General features: G+C 58.2%; 15 protein-coding genes. 1 reads left to right on the top strand and 14 read right to left on the bottom strand.

Translation table 11 applies throughout. The features are described 5' to 3' along the window. Nucleotides 1–28 precede the first annotated feature (28 nt). Nucleotides 29–589 (bottom strand): VOC family protein, encoded by a 561-nt coding sequence (locus EH164_RS09360; RefSeq protein ID WP_124968040.1) that lies wholly within the window; start codon nt 587–589, stop codon nt 29–31. Between the two features lie 145 nt (nt 590–734). Here EH164_RS09360 and argS point away from each other — a divergent pair, with 145 nt between their 5' ends. Continuing rightward, complete coding sequence (argS, locus tag EH164_RS09355) at nt 735–2,468, top strand: arginine--tRNA ligase (protein ID WP_124968039.1); 1,734 nt, start codon at nt 735–737, stop codon at nt 2,466–2,468. Between the two features lie 265 nt (nt 2,469–2,733). On the opposite strand, the gene EH164_RS09350 is transcribed toward argS, so the two are convergent. The 13 genes from EH164_RS09350 to EH164_RS09290 form a co-directional block, all read right to left on the bottom strand. After that, a complete protein-coding gene (locus tag EH164_RS09350) occupies nt 2,734–3,873 on the bottom strand; it encodes a glycoside hydrolase family 105 protein (protein WP_124968038.1) in 1,140 nt (379 codons plus the stop codon). Nucleotides 3,874–3,883: 10 nt separating this feature from the next. After that, nucleotides 3,884–5,458, bottom strand: coding sequence for an MFS transporter (locus EH164_RS09345; protein WP_076770063.1), 1,575 nt, complete (start codon nt 5,456–5,458; stop codon nt 3,884–3,886). Between the two features lie 291 nt (nt 5,459–5,749). Further along, nucleotides 5,750–6,163, bottom strand: coding sequence for a flagellar protein FlhE (locus tag EH164_RS09340; RefSeq protein WP_023480170.1), 414 nt, complete (start codon nt 6,161–6,163; stop codon nt 5,750–5,752). Beyond that, nucleotides 6,163–8,241 (bottom strand): flagellar biosynthesis protein FlhA, encoded by a 2,079-nt coding sequence (flhA, locus tag EH164_RS09335; RefSeq protein ID WP_124968037.1) that lies wholly within the window; start codon nt 8,239–8,241, stop codon nt 6,163–6,165. Before flhA ends, EH164_RS09340 begins: the two co-directional genes overlap by 1 nt. Continuing rightward, nucleotides 8,234–9,385 carry a flagellar biosynthesis protein FlhB gene (flhB, locus tag EH164_RS09330; protein ID WP_124968036.1) on the bottom strand — a complete coding sequence of 384 codons (1,152 nt, stop codon included), beginning with the start codon at nt 9,383–9,385 and terminating at the stop codon, nt 8,234–8,236. Before flhB ends, flhA begins: the two co-directional genes overlap by 8 nt. 208 nt (nt 9,386–9,593) lie before the next feature. After that, nucleotides 9,594–10,238 (bottom strand): protein phosphatase CheZ, encoded by a 645-nt coding sequence (cheZ, locus tag EH164_RS09325; RefSeq protein ID WP_054803260.1) that lies wholly within the window; start codon nt 10,236–10,238, stop codon nt 9,594–9,596. Nucleotides 10,239–10,249: 11 nt separating this feature from the next. Continuing rightward, entirely contained in the window at nt 10,250–10,639 is a 390-nt protein-coding gene (gene cheY / locus EH164_RS09320; protein WP_023480048.1) for a chemotaxis response regulator CheY, read from the bottom strand. Nucleotides 10,640–10,655: 16 nt separating this feature from the next. Next, entirely contained in the window at nt 10,656–11,705 is a 1,050-nt protein-coding gene (locus tag EH164_RS09315; protein WP_023480154.1) for a chemotaxis response regulator protein-glutamate methylesterase, read from the bottom strand. Continuing rightward, a complete protein-coding gene (gene cheR / locus EH164_RS09310) occupies nt 11,702–12,571 on the bottom strand; it encodes a protein-glutamate O-methyltransferase CheR (protein WP_023480021.1) in 870 nt (289 codons plus the stop codon). The genes EH164_RS09315 and cheR overlap by 4 nt, the downstream gene beginning before the upstream one ends. Nucleotides 12,572–12,696: 125 nt before the next feature. Then, entirely contained in the window at nt 12,697–14,358 is a 1,662-nt protein-coding gene (gene tar, locus EH164_RS09305; protein WP_124968035.1) for a methyl-accepting chemotaxis protein II, read from the bottom strand. Nucleotides 14,359–14,448: 90 nt separating this feature from the next. Further along, on the bottom strand, nt 14,449–15,411 hold the full coding sequence (locus tag EH164_RS09300; RefSeq protein WP_124968034.1) for a spore coat U domain-containing protein: 963 nt from the start codon (nt 15,409–15,411) through the stop codon (nt 14,449–14,451). Then, a complete protein-coding gene (locus EH164_RS09295; RefSeq protein WP_124968033.1) occupies nt 15,411–17,804 on the bottom strand; it encodes a fimbria/pilus outer membrane usher protein in 2,394 nt (797 codons plus the stop codon). Before EH164_RS09295 ends, EH164_RS09300 begins: the two co-directional genes overlap by 1 nt. Continuing rightward, nucleotides 17,780–18,508, bottom strand: coding sequence for a molecular chaperone (locus EH164_RS09290; RefSeq protein WP_370277268.1), 729 nt, complete (start codon nt 18,506–18,508; stop codon nt 17,780–17,782). The genes EH164_RS09295 and EH164_RS09290 overlap by 25 nt, the downstream gene beginning before the upstream one ends. Nucleotide 18,509: the final 1 nt, after the last annotated feature.

The raw sequence follows: 18,509 nt of genomic DNA, 5'->3' as shown, positions 1-18,509 counted from the left end.
CCGCGCAGCCTGGCCTCACGCCGTGCTTTTACTGCTCGCTGGCAACAATCGCTTCTATGCTCCACGGGTGAAATTTCACCGTCACTTTGCCGTCAGTCACCGCTAGCGTCGGGTTGGGCAACCGCTCGCGCTCGCCTTTTGGCGCGCTGGTTTTTACCGCAATCCCCTGCTGGCTCAGCCCTTCATCGGCCAGCAGCGCCAGCGCCCGGGCGTTCAGGGTTTCCACCTCGCCCGGCAGGACGATTTCAATATGCTCCCATCCTTCGTGGGGATAACGCTTCTCACCCGGCCAGGGCAGCTCCACCACGCTGAACTGCCAGTGGGCAACGCAGACCGGCTCGTGCAATTTAAACAGGCAGATGGGGCGGCCATTGATGATATTTTCCGACAGCAGTTCGCCGCACTGCTCAAACCCGCGCCGCCAGCGCTCCGCCGTGGCGTTCTGATGACAACGCAGGGAGATATGGTCGGCATCTAAGGGTGCGATAGCCAGCCCAAGACGGGAAGTGAAATTTTGCAGATCCGTCGTAAAACGCGGCAGATCTTCCACGATATCCTGCAACTCTTCGATAGTTTGCCAATGGCGCATAACAGTGCTCGCAACTCATAACAAAGCGCATAATCTACCGTGTTATGCGGTGCTGACGCCACCGGGCATTTGCAGTATACTCCCGCCTTTCATAAACACCCGGACGCCGCCCTCTTTCGCGGCGTCGCAAATGTAAGGTATCCCGGTGAATATTCAGGCACTTCTCTCAGAAAAAGTCAGTCAGGCCATGATTGCGGCAGGCGCCCCCGCAGAGTGCGAAGCGCAGGTGCGGCAGTCAGCAAAAGTTCAGTTTGGCGACTATCAGGCTAACGGCGTGATGGCAGTTGCCAAAAAACTGGGTATGGCCCCGCGACAACTCGCTGAGCAAGTTCTGACTCACCTCTCCCTCGACGGCATCGCCCACAAAGTGGAGATCGCTGGTCCTGGCTTTATCAATATCTTCCTGGCGCCGGAGTTCCTCGCTGAAAACGTTGACCAGGCGCTGAAATCCGATCGCCTTGGGGTCTCTGTTCCGCAGCCGCAAACCATTGTCGTGGACTACTCCGCGCCGAACGTGGCGAAAGAGATGCACGTCGGCCACCTGCGCTCCACTATCATCGGCGACGCCGCGGTGCGCACTCTTGAGTTCCTCGGTCACAATGTGATCCGCGCAAATCATGTCGGCGACTGGGGCACCCAGTTCGGCATGCTGATCGCCTTCCTTGAGCTTAAGCAGCAGGAGAACGCAGGCGAAATGGCGCTGGCGGATCTGGAAGGTTTCTACCGCGAAGCGAAAAAGCACTACGACGAAGATGCCGCCTTTGCCGAGCGCGCGCGCAGCTACGTGGTTAAGCTGCAGGGTGGCGATGAGTACTGCCGCGAAATGTGGCGCAAGCTGGTCGATATCACCATGAGCCAGAACCAGCAGGCCTATGAGCGCCTGAACGTTACCCTGACGCGCAAAGATGTGATGGGTGAAAGCCTCTACAACTCGATGCTGCCGGGTATCGTCGCCGATCTGAAAGCCAAAGGGCTGGCGGTTGAGAGCGAAGGTGCCACCGTGGTCTTCCTCGACGAATACAAAAACAAAGAGGGCGAACCGATGGGCGTCATCATCCAGAAGAAGGATGGCGGCTACCTCTACACCACCACGGATATCGCCTGCGCCAAATACCGTTATGAAACCCTGCATGCCGATCGCGTGCTGTATTACATCGACTCCCGCCAGCACCAGCATCTGATGCAGGCGTGGACCATTGTGCGTAAAGCGGGCTATGTGCCGGAGTCGGTGCCGCTGGAGCACCACATGTTCGGCATGATGCTGGGCAAAGATGGCAAGCCGTTTAAAACCCGCGCAGGCGGGACGGTGAAACTCTCCGATCTGCTGGACGAAGCGCTGGAGCGCGCCCGTCGCCTGGTGGCGGAGAAGAACCCGGAGATGCCAGCGGATGAGCTGGAGAAGCTGGCGAATGCGGTTGGTATTGGCGCAGTGAAATATGCCGACCTGTCGAAAAACCGCACCACCGATTACGTCTTCGACTGGGACAATATGCTGGCGTTTGAGGGTAACACCGCGCCGTATATGCAGTACGCCTATACCCGCGTGCTGTCGGTGTTCCGCAAAGCGGGCATTGAAGAGCAGGTGCTGGAAAACGCGCAGGTTGCGATCCGCGAAGAGCGTGAAGCGCAGCTGGCCGCGCGTCTGCTGCAGTTTGAAGAGACCCTGAGCGTGGTTGCCCGTGAAGGTACGCCGCACGTGATGTGTGCCTACCTTTACGATGTCGCTGGCCTCTTCTCCGGCTTTTACGAGCACTGCCCGATCCTCACCGCTGAAAGCGATGAGATCCGCCTGAGCCGCCTGAAGCTGGCGCTGCTGACGTCGAAAACCCTGAAGCTGGGTCTGGAGACGCTGGGCATCGAAACCGTCGAGCGTATGTAATTGCCGGATGACGGCTGCGCCTTATCCGGCCTACGCGATCTTTCAGACCTCATAGCCCGTAGGCCTGATAAGCAAAGCGCCATCAGGCAATGATGCCAGCTATGTACCTCAACGCCGGATGGCGGCTGCGCCTTATCCGGCCTACGCGATCTTTCAGACCTCATAGCCCGTAGGCCTGATAAGCGAAGCGCCATCAGGCAATGAGGCGAGCCATACATTCCAAATAAAAAACCCCGGCAAGCCGGGGTTTTCTTTTGCAATGCACTCAAAAATATTTGCGCAGATACTCGGTCAAACAGAGCATCGCCATCGCCTGACCGTAGGGCATGGAGGTTAACGGGATCTGGCGATAAAACTCAAGATTGCTGCCCATCCCTGTACCGAATGAGACCTGCAACAACTCCCCTTCCGGTGAGATATTTTCGACTATCGCTTTCACCGCCCGCTCGGCGACCGGCGCGTAATCGGCGCTGATATACCGCTTGCGCAGCGCCTTCAATATGCCATAGGCAAACCCGGCGGTGGCGGAGGCCTCAAGATAGGAGTCGGGATCGTCCAGCAGCGTATGCCACAGCCCGCTCTGATGCTGGCATTTCGCCAACGCCGCTATCTGCGCATTCAGCACCTGCACCAGATAACGGCGCACGGCGTTATTCTCCGGCAGATCCACCAGCTCGAGAAAATCGGGGATCACAATTGTCAGCCAGCTGTTGCCCCGCGCCCAGCGCGCTTTCGCGAAGTTGTGCATCCCCTCGTAGTTCCAGCCGTGGAACCACAGCCCCGTTTCGCGATCCATCAGGTTTTGCACATGCAGCAGGAACTGGTAGATCGCCTCTTCCACATACTCCGGCTTATTGAGCAATTTGCCGATCTTCGCCAGCGGCAGCACCGTCATCATCAGCGTGTCGTCCCACATCTGCTGGTGATTCTCTTCCGCCAGCGTGATGTGCTGCATGCCGCCGTGATCGGTGCGCGGCATCTCACTCATCGCCCACTCGGCCCAGCTCTCCAGCCAGGGAAGAAAGGCCGGGTTGCGCGTCTCTTCATAGCGGTACGCCAGCGTCAGGAACGGCGCCATAGTATTGACGTTTTTAGTGGTTGCCCCTTCGGCAAAGCGATCGGCAAACCAGCTATCAATCACGCCAAGAATGTACTCATCGCCGGTCTGACGATAATACTGATACATCCCATACAGCCCGACACCGTGCGTCCACTCCCATCCGGCCCAGCCTTTAGTGTCAATCACACGACCATCGTCGAGACGGAGTAAAAATTCGCCGCTATCATCGTGAATGTTGACGAGATTGTGCGTCACCTTGCGGATCAACGCTTTCAGTTCATCACGGGCGATAAAACGCTCTGGCTGACGCAGTAACGGGCTCTGTTTGACAGGCCAAACCTTCATAGTATTAACCTCAGTTATAAGTCGATTTCAGATGCGCCTCTTCCAGCGTGGGCGCAGCCGGTTTATTGCGATTCAGGAAACCAATGTTGTTATTACCCCACAGGGACTCATACGGCATCCCCGCCAGCATCTCGACCGTTTCACGCGCCTCTGGCGTAATGTTCTCCGGCATCGCGCGGCCGTTCTGGCGCATTTTTGCCGTCTCTGCACGCAGCACGCTGTGGGTTTTCAGGTTGAGCTTAAAGCGCAGGGAGACGAGGAAACCACAGCAGAGCACGGCGACGGTGCCGAAACACATAACCATCAAAATGGTGTGGCTCACTTCCGGCAACTGGGTTTTCTGCCCGGAGACAAAACCGGAGGCCTGCATCACGATGCCAACCAGCATCACCGCACCTGCCTGAGACGCTTTACGCGTCAGCGTCATGATCCCGGCGAAGATCCCCTCGCGGCGCTGGCCGGTGACCACTTCATCGATATCGGCAATATAGGTGTAGGTATTCCATGGCACATAGTTGATGCCGCCGCGTCCCAGACCCGCCACGGCGGAGATCAGCAGGAGCAGCGAGTAGACATCGCTTAAGCCCGCGTAGTAGAGCACTGCGTAAGAGATCGCACTGAGGCCAAACAGCACCACCACCATGCGGTAGGAGGGTGCCGGTCCGAAGCGGATGCAGAGCGGGATCATGGCGATCACCGCGATGAACTGGAAAATCGCCATCGTGCCGAGCAGGTTCGAGGCTAATGACGCCTCCTGCATCAGCACAAACACCACGTAGTAGGTGAAGACAGCGTTAAAGACATCCTGGGCGATATAGCCGCCGAGATACATGCCAAGGTGCTGGCGGAAAATCTTAATACGCAGCGTCGAGCTCAGTTCCACCACCAGGCGGCGCAGGCTCTGCCCGAGCGTCAAACTCTTCTTCTCCTCTTCAGCGCGCAGCGCCGCTTCTGTCCACTCTTCACGCGGGCGCTCCCAGGTAAAGATCCAGACAAAAGTGAGCATAATGGCGCACAGCACCGAGAAGACCAGGCTGGCATAGAAGAAGGAGACGGCGTTGTCTTTACCAAAGTGCGTCAGCAGCACGCCCGGCAGGAACGAGGCGAGGATCGCCGACATCTGCGCCATAGAGATGCGCGCACCGGAGAATTTGGTTTTCTGTTTGAAATCATCGGTCATCTCCGGCACCAGCGTTTCATAGGGCACAAGGATCATGGTGTAGACCACGTCAAACAGCAGATAGGTGAGCAGGTAGTACCAGAAACTCATATCCCCTACCCACATGATTGAGTAGCTAAATACGCAGGGAATACCGAGCAGAATAAAGAACTTGCGCCGACCAAAGCGCTTGCCTAAGCGGGTCGAGCCGAAGTTATCGGTGAGGAAGCCCATCAGCGGGCTGACCACCGCATCCAGCACCCTCGCGGCGGCGAAAATAAAGGTCGCTTCAATCGGCGTCAGGCCGCAAAAGGTGGTGTAGAAGTAGAGTAACCATGCGGCGGTAAGCGCCGTCGTGCCTGCACCCAGAAAATCGCCCGACCCGTAGGCCAGGTAATTAGCCAGTCCAATTTTTTGTGTTTTCATTGCCGTCAACCCTGTTCATTTTGGGGGACCTTTGACGATCCGGCTGAGTCAAAGGAATTTCTTACACGGCTAAAGTAAGGGGATGCGCAAGGGGAAACCTTTCTGTTTCTGCCATCAACATGCGTCATCTGGCAAAAATGCAAAGAGTGCCAATACTCGCTTCACTGATTTATAAAACAGCGTTTCTCTTGCATCAAAAGGAGAGGTCAAAATTGCGGGGCGGATAGCAAAATCCCGCGCGAACGGCGGGATTGTCGGTAAAAAATTGAGCTAACTAATTGAGTTTACAGCTCAGGGCTGCGCCGGAGGACGGCGATAGTTAACGATAACCTGGTTGCTGCGCACCGTCAGCGCGGGCCATAAGCGCCCACCTCCCGGCACTTCCCAGACATAGCGCAGCGGCTCAAGCGCCGGTACACCGTTAAACGCACGGGTAGTGCCGCTCTGTCCATCCAGCGCAACGCAGCGCGCCTGGGAACAGAGGCGCACAATCAGACCGGCGGGCGTCGGGCCATTCAGCTCGTAACGCCAGGAGACATCGGTCATCAGCCCGCTAACCGGCTCAGTCGGGCCGAGCTGTGATGAGGAGGCAACTACGCCACGGTTGGCGAGCGTGATGCCGATACTGCTCGCCTGCCAGGTACCCTCACCCATGGCGTGCGCCAGCATCGGCAGTGTCAAAAGCAGCAAAGCGAGCTTACGCATTATTTGCCTCCGATGGTCGCGGTCATGCGGATGCTGCGGTTGTCGGACATCTCCATATTCGACAGCACCACCAGCTGCGGCAGGCTGCGGCGCAGGAAGCGGGCCAGCAGCGGACGCAGCGCATGGTTGACCAGCAGCACCGGCGGCGCGCCGAGCATCTCCTGGCGGGAGAGCGCTTCCTGGGTTTGTTCCAGCAGACGATCCGCCAGACCCGGCTCAAGGCCGCCACCGCCCTGCAGGGCTTGTAATAACAGGCGCTCAAGCGGCGTATCAAGACCAATCACCTGCACTTCACCGGTGCCCGGGAACCACTGCTGGGTAATGGCGCGGCCCAGTGCCACGCGCACCACGGCGGTGAGTTCGTGCGGATCGTTTTGCAGCGGTGCATGCTCGGCCAGCGTTTCCAGAATGGTGCGCATATCGCGGATCGGCACGCGCTCTGCCAGCAGGTTTTGCAGCACTTTATGCAGCGTCGTCAGCGTCACTACGCCCGGGACCAGATCTTCGGTCAGCTTCGGCATCTCCTGGCTGACGCGGTCGAGCAACTGCTGCGCTTCCTGACGGCCAAACAGCTCCGGCGCGTACTGCCCAATCAGGTGGTTGAGGTGGGTCGCGACCACGGTACTCGCTTCCACTACGGTAAAGCCCTGGATCTGCGCTTGCTCTTTCAGGGCGCTCTCAATCCAGATTGCCGCCAGGCCAAATGCCGGATCGACGGTCGCTTCGCCCGGCAGCGAACCTGCCGCTGTGCCTGGATTAATCGCCAGCCAGCGGCCCGGATAGGCTTCGCCGCTGCCAATTTCTACACCTTTCATCAGAATACGGTAGCGCGCAGGCGGCAGATCCATATTGTCGCGGATATGCACCACCGGCGGCAGGAAGCCCATATCCTGCGCAAATTTCTTACGAATACTGCGGATACGTCCGAGCAGTTCGCCGTCCTGCTGGAAATCGACCATCGGGATCAGGCGGTAGCCCACTTCCATCCCGAGGTTATCTTCCAGCTGCACATCGCTCCAGGTCGCTTCCACCGCCTGGGTGTTCTCCGGCAATTTCACCGGCGCGGCGTCCAGCGGCGCTTTCTGCTCTTTGCCACGCAGCCACCAGGCAAGCCCCAGCAGCGCGGCGGTAAAGAGTAAGAAGACGAAGTTTGGCATGCCCGGCACCATGCCGAGCAGACCGAGTACACCGGCGCTCAGCATCATGACGCGCGGGTTGCTGAAGAGCTGGCCGACCATCTGCTGGCCAACGTCCTGATCGGTACTGACGCGGGTTACGATAACGCCCGCAGCGGTAGAGATCACCAGCGCCGGGATCTGCGCGACCAGGCCATCACCGATAGTCAGCAGGGTATAAGTTGAGCCCGCATCGCCCATCGACATGCCGTGCTGAATCACACCGACCATCAGGCCGCCGATGACGTTGATCACCATGATCAGAATCCCGGCGACGGCATCACCACGCACGAATTTACTCGCACCGTCCATGGAGCCGTAGAAATCCGCCTCCTGGGTCACTTCGCTACGACGACGCTTGGCCTCATCTTCGCCGATAATCCCGGCGTTAAGGTCGGCATCAATCGCCATCTGTTTACCCGGCATCCCGTCAAGTACGAAACGCGCGCCCACTTCGGCGATACGCCCCGCACCCTTGGTGATAACCATAAAGTTGATGATCACGAGGATGATAAACACCACGATACCGATGGCGAAGTTACCGCCGACGAGGAAGTGGCCGAACGCTTCCACCACGCGACCTGCCGCCGCGCCACCGGTATGCCCTTCCATCAGGATGATACGGGTAGAGGCGACGTTCAGTGCCAGACGCAACAGCGTAGTGAAGAGCAGAATGGTCGGGAACGCGGCGAATTCAAGCGTGCGCTGGGTGAACATTGCCACCAGCAGCACCATGATCGACAGCGCAATGTTAAAGGTAAACAGCAGGTCGAGGACAAACGCCGGCAGCGGCAGCACCATCATCGACAAAATAAGCAAAATGAGCACCGGCCCGGCGAGCACTTGCCACTGGGTCGATTTCCAATTGTTCGGCAGACGCAGCATTGCCACCAGATTAGCCATCAGTGTCCTTCTCTTTCAAAAAGTCCAGCGCCTCTGGCACCGGGAGATTCTCAGGTTTAACAGGTCGTTGTCCGCCGGACAGACGCCAGCGTTTCAACTGCCATACCCACGCCAGCACTTCGGCAACTGCCGCATAGAGCTGGCCCGGGATTTGCTGACCAATTTCAGCGTGACGATAGAGCGCACGCGCCAGCGGCGGTGCTTCGAGGATCGGCACGCGGTTTTCAGTGCCAATTTCACGAATACGCAGTGCCACGGCACCCGCGCCTTTGGCGACCACTTTCGGCGCGCTCATTTTGTTCTCGTCATACTGCAATGCCACGGAGTAGTGCGTCGGGTTAGTGACAATCACATCCGCTTTTGGCACGTCCGCCATCATGCGACGGCGGGCGGCAGAGCGCTGCATCTGGCGAATACGCCCCTTAACATGCGGGTCGCCTTCGCTCTGTTTAAATTCGTCACGAATATCCTGGCGTGACATACGTAATTTTTTCAGGTGGCTGTAGATCTGCCAGAAAACGTCGAAGCCGACCATCGGGATGATGCTCAGCGAAACCAGCAGCGCGCACAGCCCGGCAAGGTTCATGGCGCTGGCCATCGCCGTCATCGGCGATTCGCTCATCAGGCGCATCATTTCTGGCCAGTGCTGCCAGAGAAACAGCCCGGCCACCCCGCCCATCAGCAGGGCTTTCATCAACGCTTTAACCAACTCTGCGCCAACCTGAGCAGAAAAGAGACGACCAATGCCGCTAATCGGGTTGAGCTTGGAGAACTTAAACGCCAGCGTTTTGGTGCTGAATACCAGCCCGCCAAGCATTACCGGTGCGACCAGCGCGATAATCACCACGCCAACCAGCAGCGGCAACATGCCGATCAGCGCCGTCTTCAGCATGATGATTATTTGGCCGAGGATCAGGTTCTGGTCACTAATAATCTTGTGATCGAAACGTAACCCGGATGAGAGCACCGATGAGAGACGATGACCAAACGAGGCGCCGCCAAACCAGAGAATACAGACGCCGACGAGCATAATCAGCACCGAGGTCAGCTCTTTGGATCGGGGGATCTGCCCCTCTTCACGCGCTTTTTGCAATCGTTGCGCGGTGGGCGATTCTGTTTTGTCGTCGTTATCTTCAGAGGCCACGTTCAACGTCCGGGGTTACAGGTGTGACGTCATATTGCCAGAGTCAAGCGGGTCTAATGGGCGGAGTAAGGCATAAAAAGAGGGGGTTTTCGCCTTTTGGGCAGGAATGATTCACGCGCAGGCCACGTAAAGGGGGGGAAATAGATCGATTTTGAAAAAGCGGGAAGGCTCTCCCCTTCCCGCTTTTAAAGCCTTGGCTGATGCGAAATCAGAAGCCGAGGCTGTCCAGCAGATCGTCCACCTGATCCTGGCTTGCCACAACACCCGCTTTTGTTACGTCGAGTTGTGGGCCATTGAGCAGGCTGTCGTTTTCACGTTTCGGACGCGCGGACTGCTCCGGCATGTTCTCCAGCAGCACCATCAACAGCTGGCGCTCAATCTCCTGGATAACATCCATCATGCGCTTGATTACCTGACCGGTCAGATCCTGGAAATCCTGCGCCATCATGATGTCGAGCAGTTGGGCGTTGGTAAAGCTGGTGTGACCCGGTACTTCTGCGAGGAACTGACGCGTGTCAGTAACCAGTTCACGGGCATCCGTCAGCTCGATCGGGTTTTCAAACCACTCATCCCAACGTTTGGTCAGCGCTTTCGAGCCTTTTTCCATCTCATCCTGGTGCGGCTGTGAGGCTTCAACGCTGTTCAGCGCGCGCTCTGCCGCCTGGGCGGTCATCTGCACCACATAGTCGAGACGGTCACGGGCATCCGGAATCGCTTCCGCTGCTTCAGCAATCGCCTGGTCAAGACCCAGTTCGCGCAGGCTGTCGCGCAGCATACGCGTCAGGCTACCAATGCGGGCAATGATCTCGCTGGGTGAATGCTCTTCCGTGGGTTTAATTGAAGGTTGCATCATTTGTCCAGTCCTCACATGCCAAGTTTCTCGAAGATCTTGCCAAGCTTCTCTTCGAGGGTTGCCGCCGTGAACGGTTTCACCACATAGCCGCTTGCACCCGCCTGCGCTGCAGCAATGATGTTCTCTTTTTTCGCTTCGGCCGTGACCATCAGCACCGGCATTGAGGCCATGTTGCTGTCAGCACGAATGGTTTTAAGCAGTTCCAGACCGTCCATGTTTGGCATGTTCCAGTCAGAGATGACGAAACCAAAACCACCGGCCTGGAGTTTATTGAGCGCATCAACGCCGTCTTCAGCTTCTTCGACGTTGTTGAATCCCAGCTCTTTTAACAGGTTGCGCACAATTCGACGCATAGTGGAAAAGTCGTCCACAACCAGAAATCTGAGCTCTTTGTCCGCCATATAACTTCACTCCTCGTTAAATACGTATTGCCTGTCCGGCACTGATTTTCGCCAGCATCTGCTGGCTTACCTGGCTAAGATCGACCACTTCGCTGACGCCACCCATATTGATGGCCTCACGCGGCATGCCGAACACCACACAACTTGCTTCGTTCTGTGCGATGGTCCAGGCGCCCGCCTGGTGCATCGCTAACATCCCGGCGGCACCATCGTTGCCCATACCCGTGAGAATAACCCCCACGGCGTTGCGCCCCGCATGTTTCGCCACCGAATGAAACAACACATCTACCGATGGCCGGTGCCGGTTTACCGGCGGGCCATCGTGGATCTTAATCTGGTAGTTGGCTCCGCTGCGGGCCAGCTCCATATGCTTATCACCGGGCGCAATATACGCGTGCCCTGGCAATACACGTTCACCGTCTTCTGCCTCTTTCACGCTGATCTGACAGAGCTTATTCAGGCGTTCAGCGAACGAGCGGGTAAAGCCCGGCGGCATGTGCTGCGTAATCAGAATACCCGGACTTGAGAGCGGCAATGGCTGGAGTACATGGCGAATTGCCTCTGTTCCACCCGTTGACGCGCCAATCACCAACAATTTTTCCGAGCTAAGCAGCGGACCGGCTTTTAACGTTGCCGGTGCCGGCATCGGTTTGTGCGCCGCGATACGGGCGCGCGATGCGGTGCGGACTTTCTCAGCGATCATTTCGCTGTAGGCAAGCATGCCTTCGCGAATGCCGATTTGCGGTTTGGTGACGAAATCAATCGCCCCCAGCTCCAGCGCGCGCAGCGTCACTTCTGAACCTTTACCGGTCAGCGAGGAGACCATCACCACCGGCATCGGACGCAGACGCATCAGTTTTTCAAGAAAATCCAGCCCATCCATGCGCGGCATTTCCACGTCCAGGGTTAAAACATCCGGATTGAATTTCTTAATCAAATCCCTCGCCACTAGCGGATCCGGCGCGGTTGCCACCATCTCCATATCGCTGTGGCTATTGATAATTTCGGTCATGATTTGCCGCATCAATGCGGAATCATCGACGGACAACACCCTGATTTTACTCATGCTTTATCCTTACTCAGCGCATAAACTGTTTGCCCACGCAGGCTAAACTCACGCACGAGGTTGCTGAAATTCTCCGAATGCCCGGCAAACAGTAATCCGTCCGGTTTAAGCAGCGGAGCGAAACGATGCAGAATGTCCTGTTGCGTCGTTTTATCAAAATAAATCATCACGTTACGGCAGAATATCGCGTCAAACGGTCCCGGAACGTTGTACTGCTTATCCAGCAGGTTGAGGGTGGTGAACTCAACATAGTTCGCCAGCTCCTGGCGTACACGCACCAGACCCGCGTGTGGCCCGGTGCCGCGCATAAAGTAGCGCTGCATCTGCTGCGGCGACAGGGTCTTCAGCTCATCGAGCCGGTAGATCCCGCTGCGTGCTTTCTCCAGCACTTCGGTGTCGATATCGCTGGCAAAGACTTTGAAGCGGCCAGGTGCCATTCCCAGCGCATCGGCGAGGGTAATCGCCAACGAATAGGGCTCTTCACCGGTCGAGGCCGCCGCACTCCAGATGCGATACTCACCGGTACGCTTACGCGCATGCTCGGCCAGCACCGGAAAGTGGTGCGCTTCGCGGAAAAACGCGGTGAGGTTGGTGGTCAGCGAGTTGATAAACGCTTGCCACTCGGCGCTGTTCTGGTTTGCTTCCAGCATGCTCAGGTAGCGGCCAAAATCATCTAACCCCAGCGTGCGCAAGCGGCGAACGAGGCGGTTGTAAACCATGTCGCGTTTATGATCGGCAAGGACGATCCCGGCGCGCTGGTAAATCAATTGGCATATCCGACGGAAATGCGCATCGGAGAGCGCCAGGCGCTGGGTCATCTGCTGCAATATTGATGACGTTTGCCCGTTAGGGATAGATGTTGTCATAGCGCCTTCTCAACTCAGTTCAGGATGCAACGAGCACGGCTTTTGGCGGTGCCACTTTTGTGGTGTGACATATTTTTCATCTTTATTCTGCTACCGGGCGCGGCCGCCCGGCGTTGCAACCCTGCTTAAAACGTTTCCCAGTTTTCTTCTTTTCCGGCGGCAACAGCGCGGCTGCGTGCCGGAGCGAGCGTCGCGCTCATCGCCGGTTGCAGTGCGGCCTGCGCTTTGCCCACTGTCGCAGTCAGACGGAAGGCGGAGACGGCTTGCGTCAGTCGGCTCGCCTGCTCCTCCAGCGCCGCCGCCGCGGCAGCGGACTGCTGCACCAGCGAGGCGTTCTGCTGCGTCACGCGGTCCATCTCGGAGACGGCCAGCGCCACCTGATCGATACCGCGGCTCTGCTCATCGGAGGCCGAAGCAATCTCGCCCATGATGTCATTGACGCGCGTTACGGCGTTGACGATATCGAGCATCGTCTCCCCTGCACTTCCAACCAGTACAGAACCGGTATCGACACGGGAGACAGAATCTTCAATTAAAGATTTGATCTCTTTGGCGGCGTTCGCACTTCGGCTGGCCAGATTGCGCACTTCGCCCGCAACGACCGCAAAGCCGCGACCCTGCTCACCGGCGCGCGCTGCCTCCACCGCCGCGTTAAGGGCGAGGATGTTGGTCTGGAAGGCAATGCCGTCGATAACGCTGATAATGTCGGCAATTTTCTGCGAACTGTTGGCGATCTCATGCATGGTTTTCACCACGCCATCGACCACTTTGCCGCCGCGCTCGGCGGTTTCAGAGGCGCTCTGCGCCAGCAGCGAAGCCTGACGGGCGTTCTCGGCGTTCTGTTTCACCGTTGCGGTCAGCTCTTCCATGCTGGCAGCGGTTTGCTCCAGCGCAGAGGCCTGCTCTTCGGTACGCGAGGAGAGATCGTTGTTACCGGCGGCGATTTCGCTGGTGCCGGAGTAGATCGCATCCGACCCCTGACGCACGTTGGTGACGGTGTCGATCAGCGCGGTCTGCATATGGTCAACGCTCTGCGCCAGCTCGGTCATCTCGCTGCGACCATCAATGCGCAGCGTGTGGGCAAGATTACCGCCAGCAATTTCACGGATATGGGCAATCACCGAGGAGAGCGGCGAGAGCAGAATACGGCGGATGCCATACCAGACGCCAGCCAGCACAATCACCAGCGCGAGGGCGAGGATCGCCATCTGCCATTTGGCGAAGTTGTAGTCGCTGACGCTCTGCTCCCAGGCATTGCGATAGAGGTTGTCGCTCAGGGTGGCATAGTTGCTCATCGCCGCGCCGAGGGCGTTTTGCATCCCCTGGGTCGGCTGCGCGAGGAAGCTGTTCATATTGCCGCTTTCGAGGAACTGCACCAGCTCGCTCAGGGCGGCGTGGTAAGTCTGGTATTTCTCATCAAGGGCCTGGCGCGCACTCTCCATCTCCGGCATGGTCGGCAGCTGGCGGAAGGCATCGTAATGTTTTGCAGCATCGGCCAGCGACGCTTTCGCGCTGTTAAGCAGGTCGGTCTTGGCGCTGCTCTGCTGGTTGTTCGGGTCGAGCAACATCCGCGCGGAGGAGCGGCTCAGGTTGATACGCGTTTGCAGCATCAGCTCCCAGGCTTTGCCCAGCTCTGTTTGTTGCATACGCAGATCGTTGGAGACCGCAAAACTTTGCTGGTTCTGTTTGAGCGACGAAAAAAAGAGTCCACCAGAGACGAGCTGTAACAGGGCAAAGACCACCAGCACACTCATAAGCAGAGTAACGACGCGGATACGGTTCAACATGCAACAAACACCTTATTGATGAGTTATTAACGGTGTTATCGGCATCCGGCCTGGGAACTTTACATTTGCGAAAAGGAAATAAATTTGCGCTTAAAACACAATATCCACCGTTAAGGTATCGCTGTAGGTTCCGCCAGGCGGCGTCGTCTGCGTGGTCAGCACCTGCGCGGTGTAGTTGTAGGTGCGCAGCAGCCCATCGGCGCTCATCTGCGATGAAGCATCGCTGGCCCAGCGCTCCGCGCCGATACTGCCCCAGCGGCTGGTGGTGCCGGCTTTATAAATCTCATAACTGAGACGATTGGTGCCGCTCGCCATATTACGCACGCTGCCGTTGGCGTAGAGACCGTTATTAATTCCGACAGTGTAACTGCTCCCTTTGGTGCAAGTAATGGAGACAGATTGCGAAACGGTTTGGAAATTTCGCACCAGCGGCGCGCTGCCGAAATTGACGTTTGGCGCGCTGATGGTGGTGCAATCATTGGTGATGGTACCGGTTAATTGCAGGCTGGTTAGCGCGGTGCCCCGCTGCGAGGATAAACAGACCCCGACCGCGCCCGCAGAACAGACGTTATAGGTGACACTAAAGTTAAGCGTCACCTGGTAGGGCCCGGCGCTGACATGCTGCCCCGGCACCGTCATAAAGTAGAGCGGTAAGGTATAGGTGCGCGAGCCGAGCAGCTCAAGCAGTGCCGCACCGCTCCAGGTGTAGCTGTTGCCACCGATGGTCATCTCACTGTTGTTTGCGCAGTTGGCCTGGCCGCAGAGTCGCACCGGGATGGTATCGGTGATAGTAGCGTTATCACTGCGCTTCATTGCCGCCCGGTTGGTTGCCGTCACCGTCGCCCCCGTCAGGGTTAAGGTGACGGAGTCATTGGTCAGCAGGTTCAGTATCGTATCGCAGCGCACCAGCAATCTGCCGGTAGTGGTTTGTGCCCCGGCGTTGAGAACAAATGAGGTGACGGTACCAAACGCGCCATTGACGGTGCTGACCGTACAGGCCGACCAGGCCGGGGCCGCGCAGAGCAGTAGAAACAGGAAAAGTAACCGACGCATTATGGATTCCTCTGGCAGGTAAGCGGCCCGTAGGTCTGCAATTTATGTTCGGGGTTGGCGCTAAGGGTGAATTCGGTTTTACACTCCCCCCCTTCCGGCAGGCGTACCAGAAGCGGGTTGACGTTCTCAAGATTCTCCAGCCAGGCAATACCGTCATAGCCCACCACCGCGGGCGCTTTACCGCTGCGCTCCACCTGGCTGCCGACCGGGAGCGCCAGCCCCTGCTCATCATGGAGGATGACGCTGGCGACACGCTCCTGCACCATCGGGAACTCAATCAGATAACCGCTCTGGCGGCGCAGGGCGATTTTGCGCTCCGTATTCTTAAGCTGGGTATCGGCGGGAAGATTGAGGGTGTTGATGCTGTAACTCGCCGGATAGTAAGCCGACACGCCGCTCACCAGCAGGTAGCCATTCTTATCCGTTTCGCCTACCGGCTGGTTTTCATAGTTAACCGGCACGCCAGCATGGCCGCCGGTGCTGATCACCGCGAAGGCATCATTGATGCGATTAGCGGCAAACAGCTGACCGTCCATCAGCACCACCGCGCCAATCGTTTCACCCCACCAGGTCATCTTGCCGCGTTCGCCATAGCCACCGCCCTGCAATTCGACGTTGTTATTGCGCCAGCCAAGCGTGCCCTGCTGGTAGCTTCTCGCCTGCGACTGGTGCGCCAGCGACATATTCCAGCTCAGGCCGCCGTCGGTGGGCATCGCATGGCTGTAGTTTACGCGCTGCGTGGAGCCTGCATCCGGGGTTCTCTCCATACTGACGGCGGCGCTGTCACGCTCGCCAATCGGGATCTGCACCGAGAGGCCAAAGGTCCAGTCACCGCGCTGGTTATCGCGGCTGGCGGCGAGGTTCATGCTGCTGGAGCCCCACAGATTGCGGCTCCACGAAAGATTCAGCAGTTCGGTTTTCTGGTTGTCAAAACTGCGCACGCCGATCCACGCCGCGCCAATGTTGCCATAATCGCCCATATTGAAGGAGAGCGAATACTGGTCGGTATTGCGGCTGTAGCTGGCAACCGGCCAGCGCCCGTTCTGGCGCATATCATCGTAGCTGGCGCGCTGATCGTAGAGCGCAAGGTTGCCAAACTCGCGGTTGCGGCGGCTGTGCTGGGTGTTGATGCTAAACAGGCTGGTGTTGTATTGGTAACCCCAGTTGAGCTGGTTGCCCGCATCGCCGAACATGCGGCTCTCGGTCCAGGCACCGTTCATCACGCCGAGACGTCCCAGGCGCACAACTGCCCCCGCGCCGCCGAGCGTCAGCGATTGTGCCCCTTCGGCATGCCCCTCCAGCGTTAACCAGTCCGTGATGCCGTGGCGGTATGAGCCGCTGCCCACCAGCGGGCCGTAATCAAAATTTTCAATGCCGTAGTTGCGCCGTAACGAACCGATGGTGATCGCCCCGTCGCTCAGCCCCGGCTTTAACAGCTCGCTGGCGACATAAAACGGCAGCGTGGTGCTGACGCGCCGCCCAAGGGCATCGGTAGTGACCAGCACCGCATCCCCCGCGCCGTTGATATAGGGCATGTTGGTCAGGGTAAACGGCCCCGGCTGGAGCTGCCGGTTACCGGCGCGGTAGCCGTTAATAAACAGGTCAACCGAAGTTGGCACCGCCGCTTCGCCGGAGAAGGAGGGCAGCGGCCAGGTGACGAGATCCGGGCGCAGGGTAAAGTCGCGCCCGTAACGGATCCCGCCGACGCGTACGCTGCTGCTCCAGCTGAGGGCTTCCGAGATCACATCCCCCACTTCCCACTGCGTGGCATCCTCTTCGTTATTAAACATCAGCGAAGTGTCATAGCGCATGTAGCCCTCCCGCTGACGCAGCGAGCCGCTAAGCGTCTGGCGCAGCGCGCCGGTAGAGGAGAAGACCGCATTGCCGGTAAAGAAGCGAAACTCATTCCATAACGCCGCCTGGCTGCCAATGTGTTCGGTGGTGCTGGTATAGAGGTCGTAGTTGAGCACCGCGCCGCGGCCATATTTTGGCTCGCTGCGTCGGCCACCTTCATTGAATGAGGTATAACGCGCCGGAACCCACTCCTGCGGGACAAACAGCAGCAGGCGCTGCCCGGCGCTGTCATACTCGACGCGCACGTTGGGCAGTGCAGAAACATTCACCTCACCTTCGGGCAGATGATCCGGCGGCAGCCCGGCGTGGAGCAGATCGGCACGCTTAAGAAAAAAATCGTTGAGCCGCCGCGTTACCGGCACCACTTGCCGGGTATCGTAGTAGTTGATCACCAGCGCAAGGTGAAACTCCGCCTGCTGGTTGATGCTCTGCGCATCCGGCGGTGGGGGTAAACCATCATCTCCCGGCTGCCCCCATGCGGCTGCGCCGGGTAACATTATTGCGGCTGCAATAATCAGTTTCCTGCTGACGACTGCCATTGCTCATCCCGTGCGTTAATCGATGCTTCCAGCGCCGATGGATTGCTCACCCCGGCGGGCAGAGGCCAGCGCCGGGCACTGTGCGGCAGCACATACCCTAACAGCCCGTCGGCGACCTGCCGCATCTGTCCCCCCTGGCGCACGCGCACTTTGCTCAGCCGGACGTGGATATCATCCTCATTGCGCACTTCCAGCAGTGCCTGGCCGCCTTCACGAACCACGCGCCAGTGTAATTTTGCCGGTTGTACAAAGGCGTGGTGCGCCCCTTCGGCCTCCGTCTTAACCCCCTGCCCATAGACAAATAGCGGAATGGAGTAACGCATCTGTAGCTTGAGGCCAATCTTCGGTTTGTTCGGATCGTCCGGCTGCGGGATCTCATCGACAATAATGCGGTAAGCCTGCTCTTTACCGGCCGGGATCGCGGCCTGCTTAATCAGGCGGATCAGCTGTTTGCTGTCGGGTGCGATCTGCACAATCGGTGGGCTGGCGACCACGTCGCCCTGCTGCTGGTAACGCTCAAGCCCGCCCTCCTGCGTCCAGCGGACAATACGCACCTGCATGGTAGTAGGGGCTTCGCCCTGATTCTGGATCCACAACTCGGTGGCCTTGGTGGTTGCATCCAGCCAGGGATCGATCGGCCAGATCAGAATGGTGGCCGCGGCCTGCGCATTTCCCGCTGCAAGGGTCAACGCCCCCACCAGCATA

Source organism: Kosakonia sp. CCTCC M2018092 (assembly GCF_003864115.1).
In the GTDB taxonomy this organism is placed as follows: Bacteria; Pseudomonadota; Gammaproteobacteria; order Enterobacterales; family Enterobacteriaceae; genus Kosakonia; species Kosakonia cowanii.
This window is presented reverse-complemented; position numbering and strand designations above follow the sequence as displayed.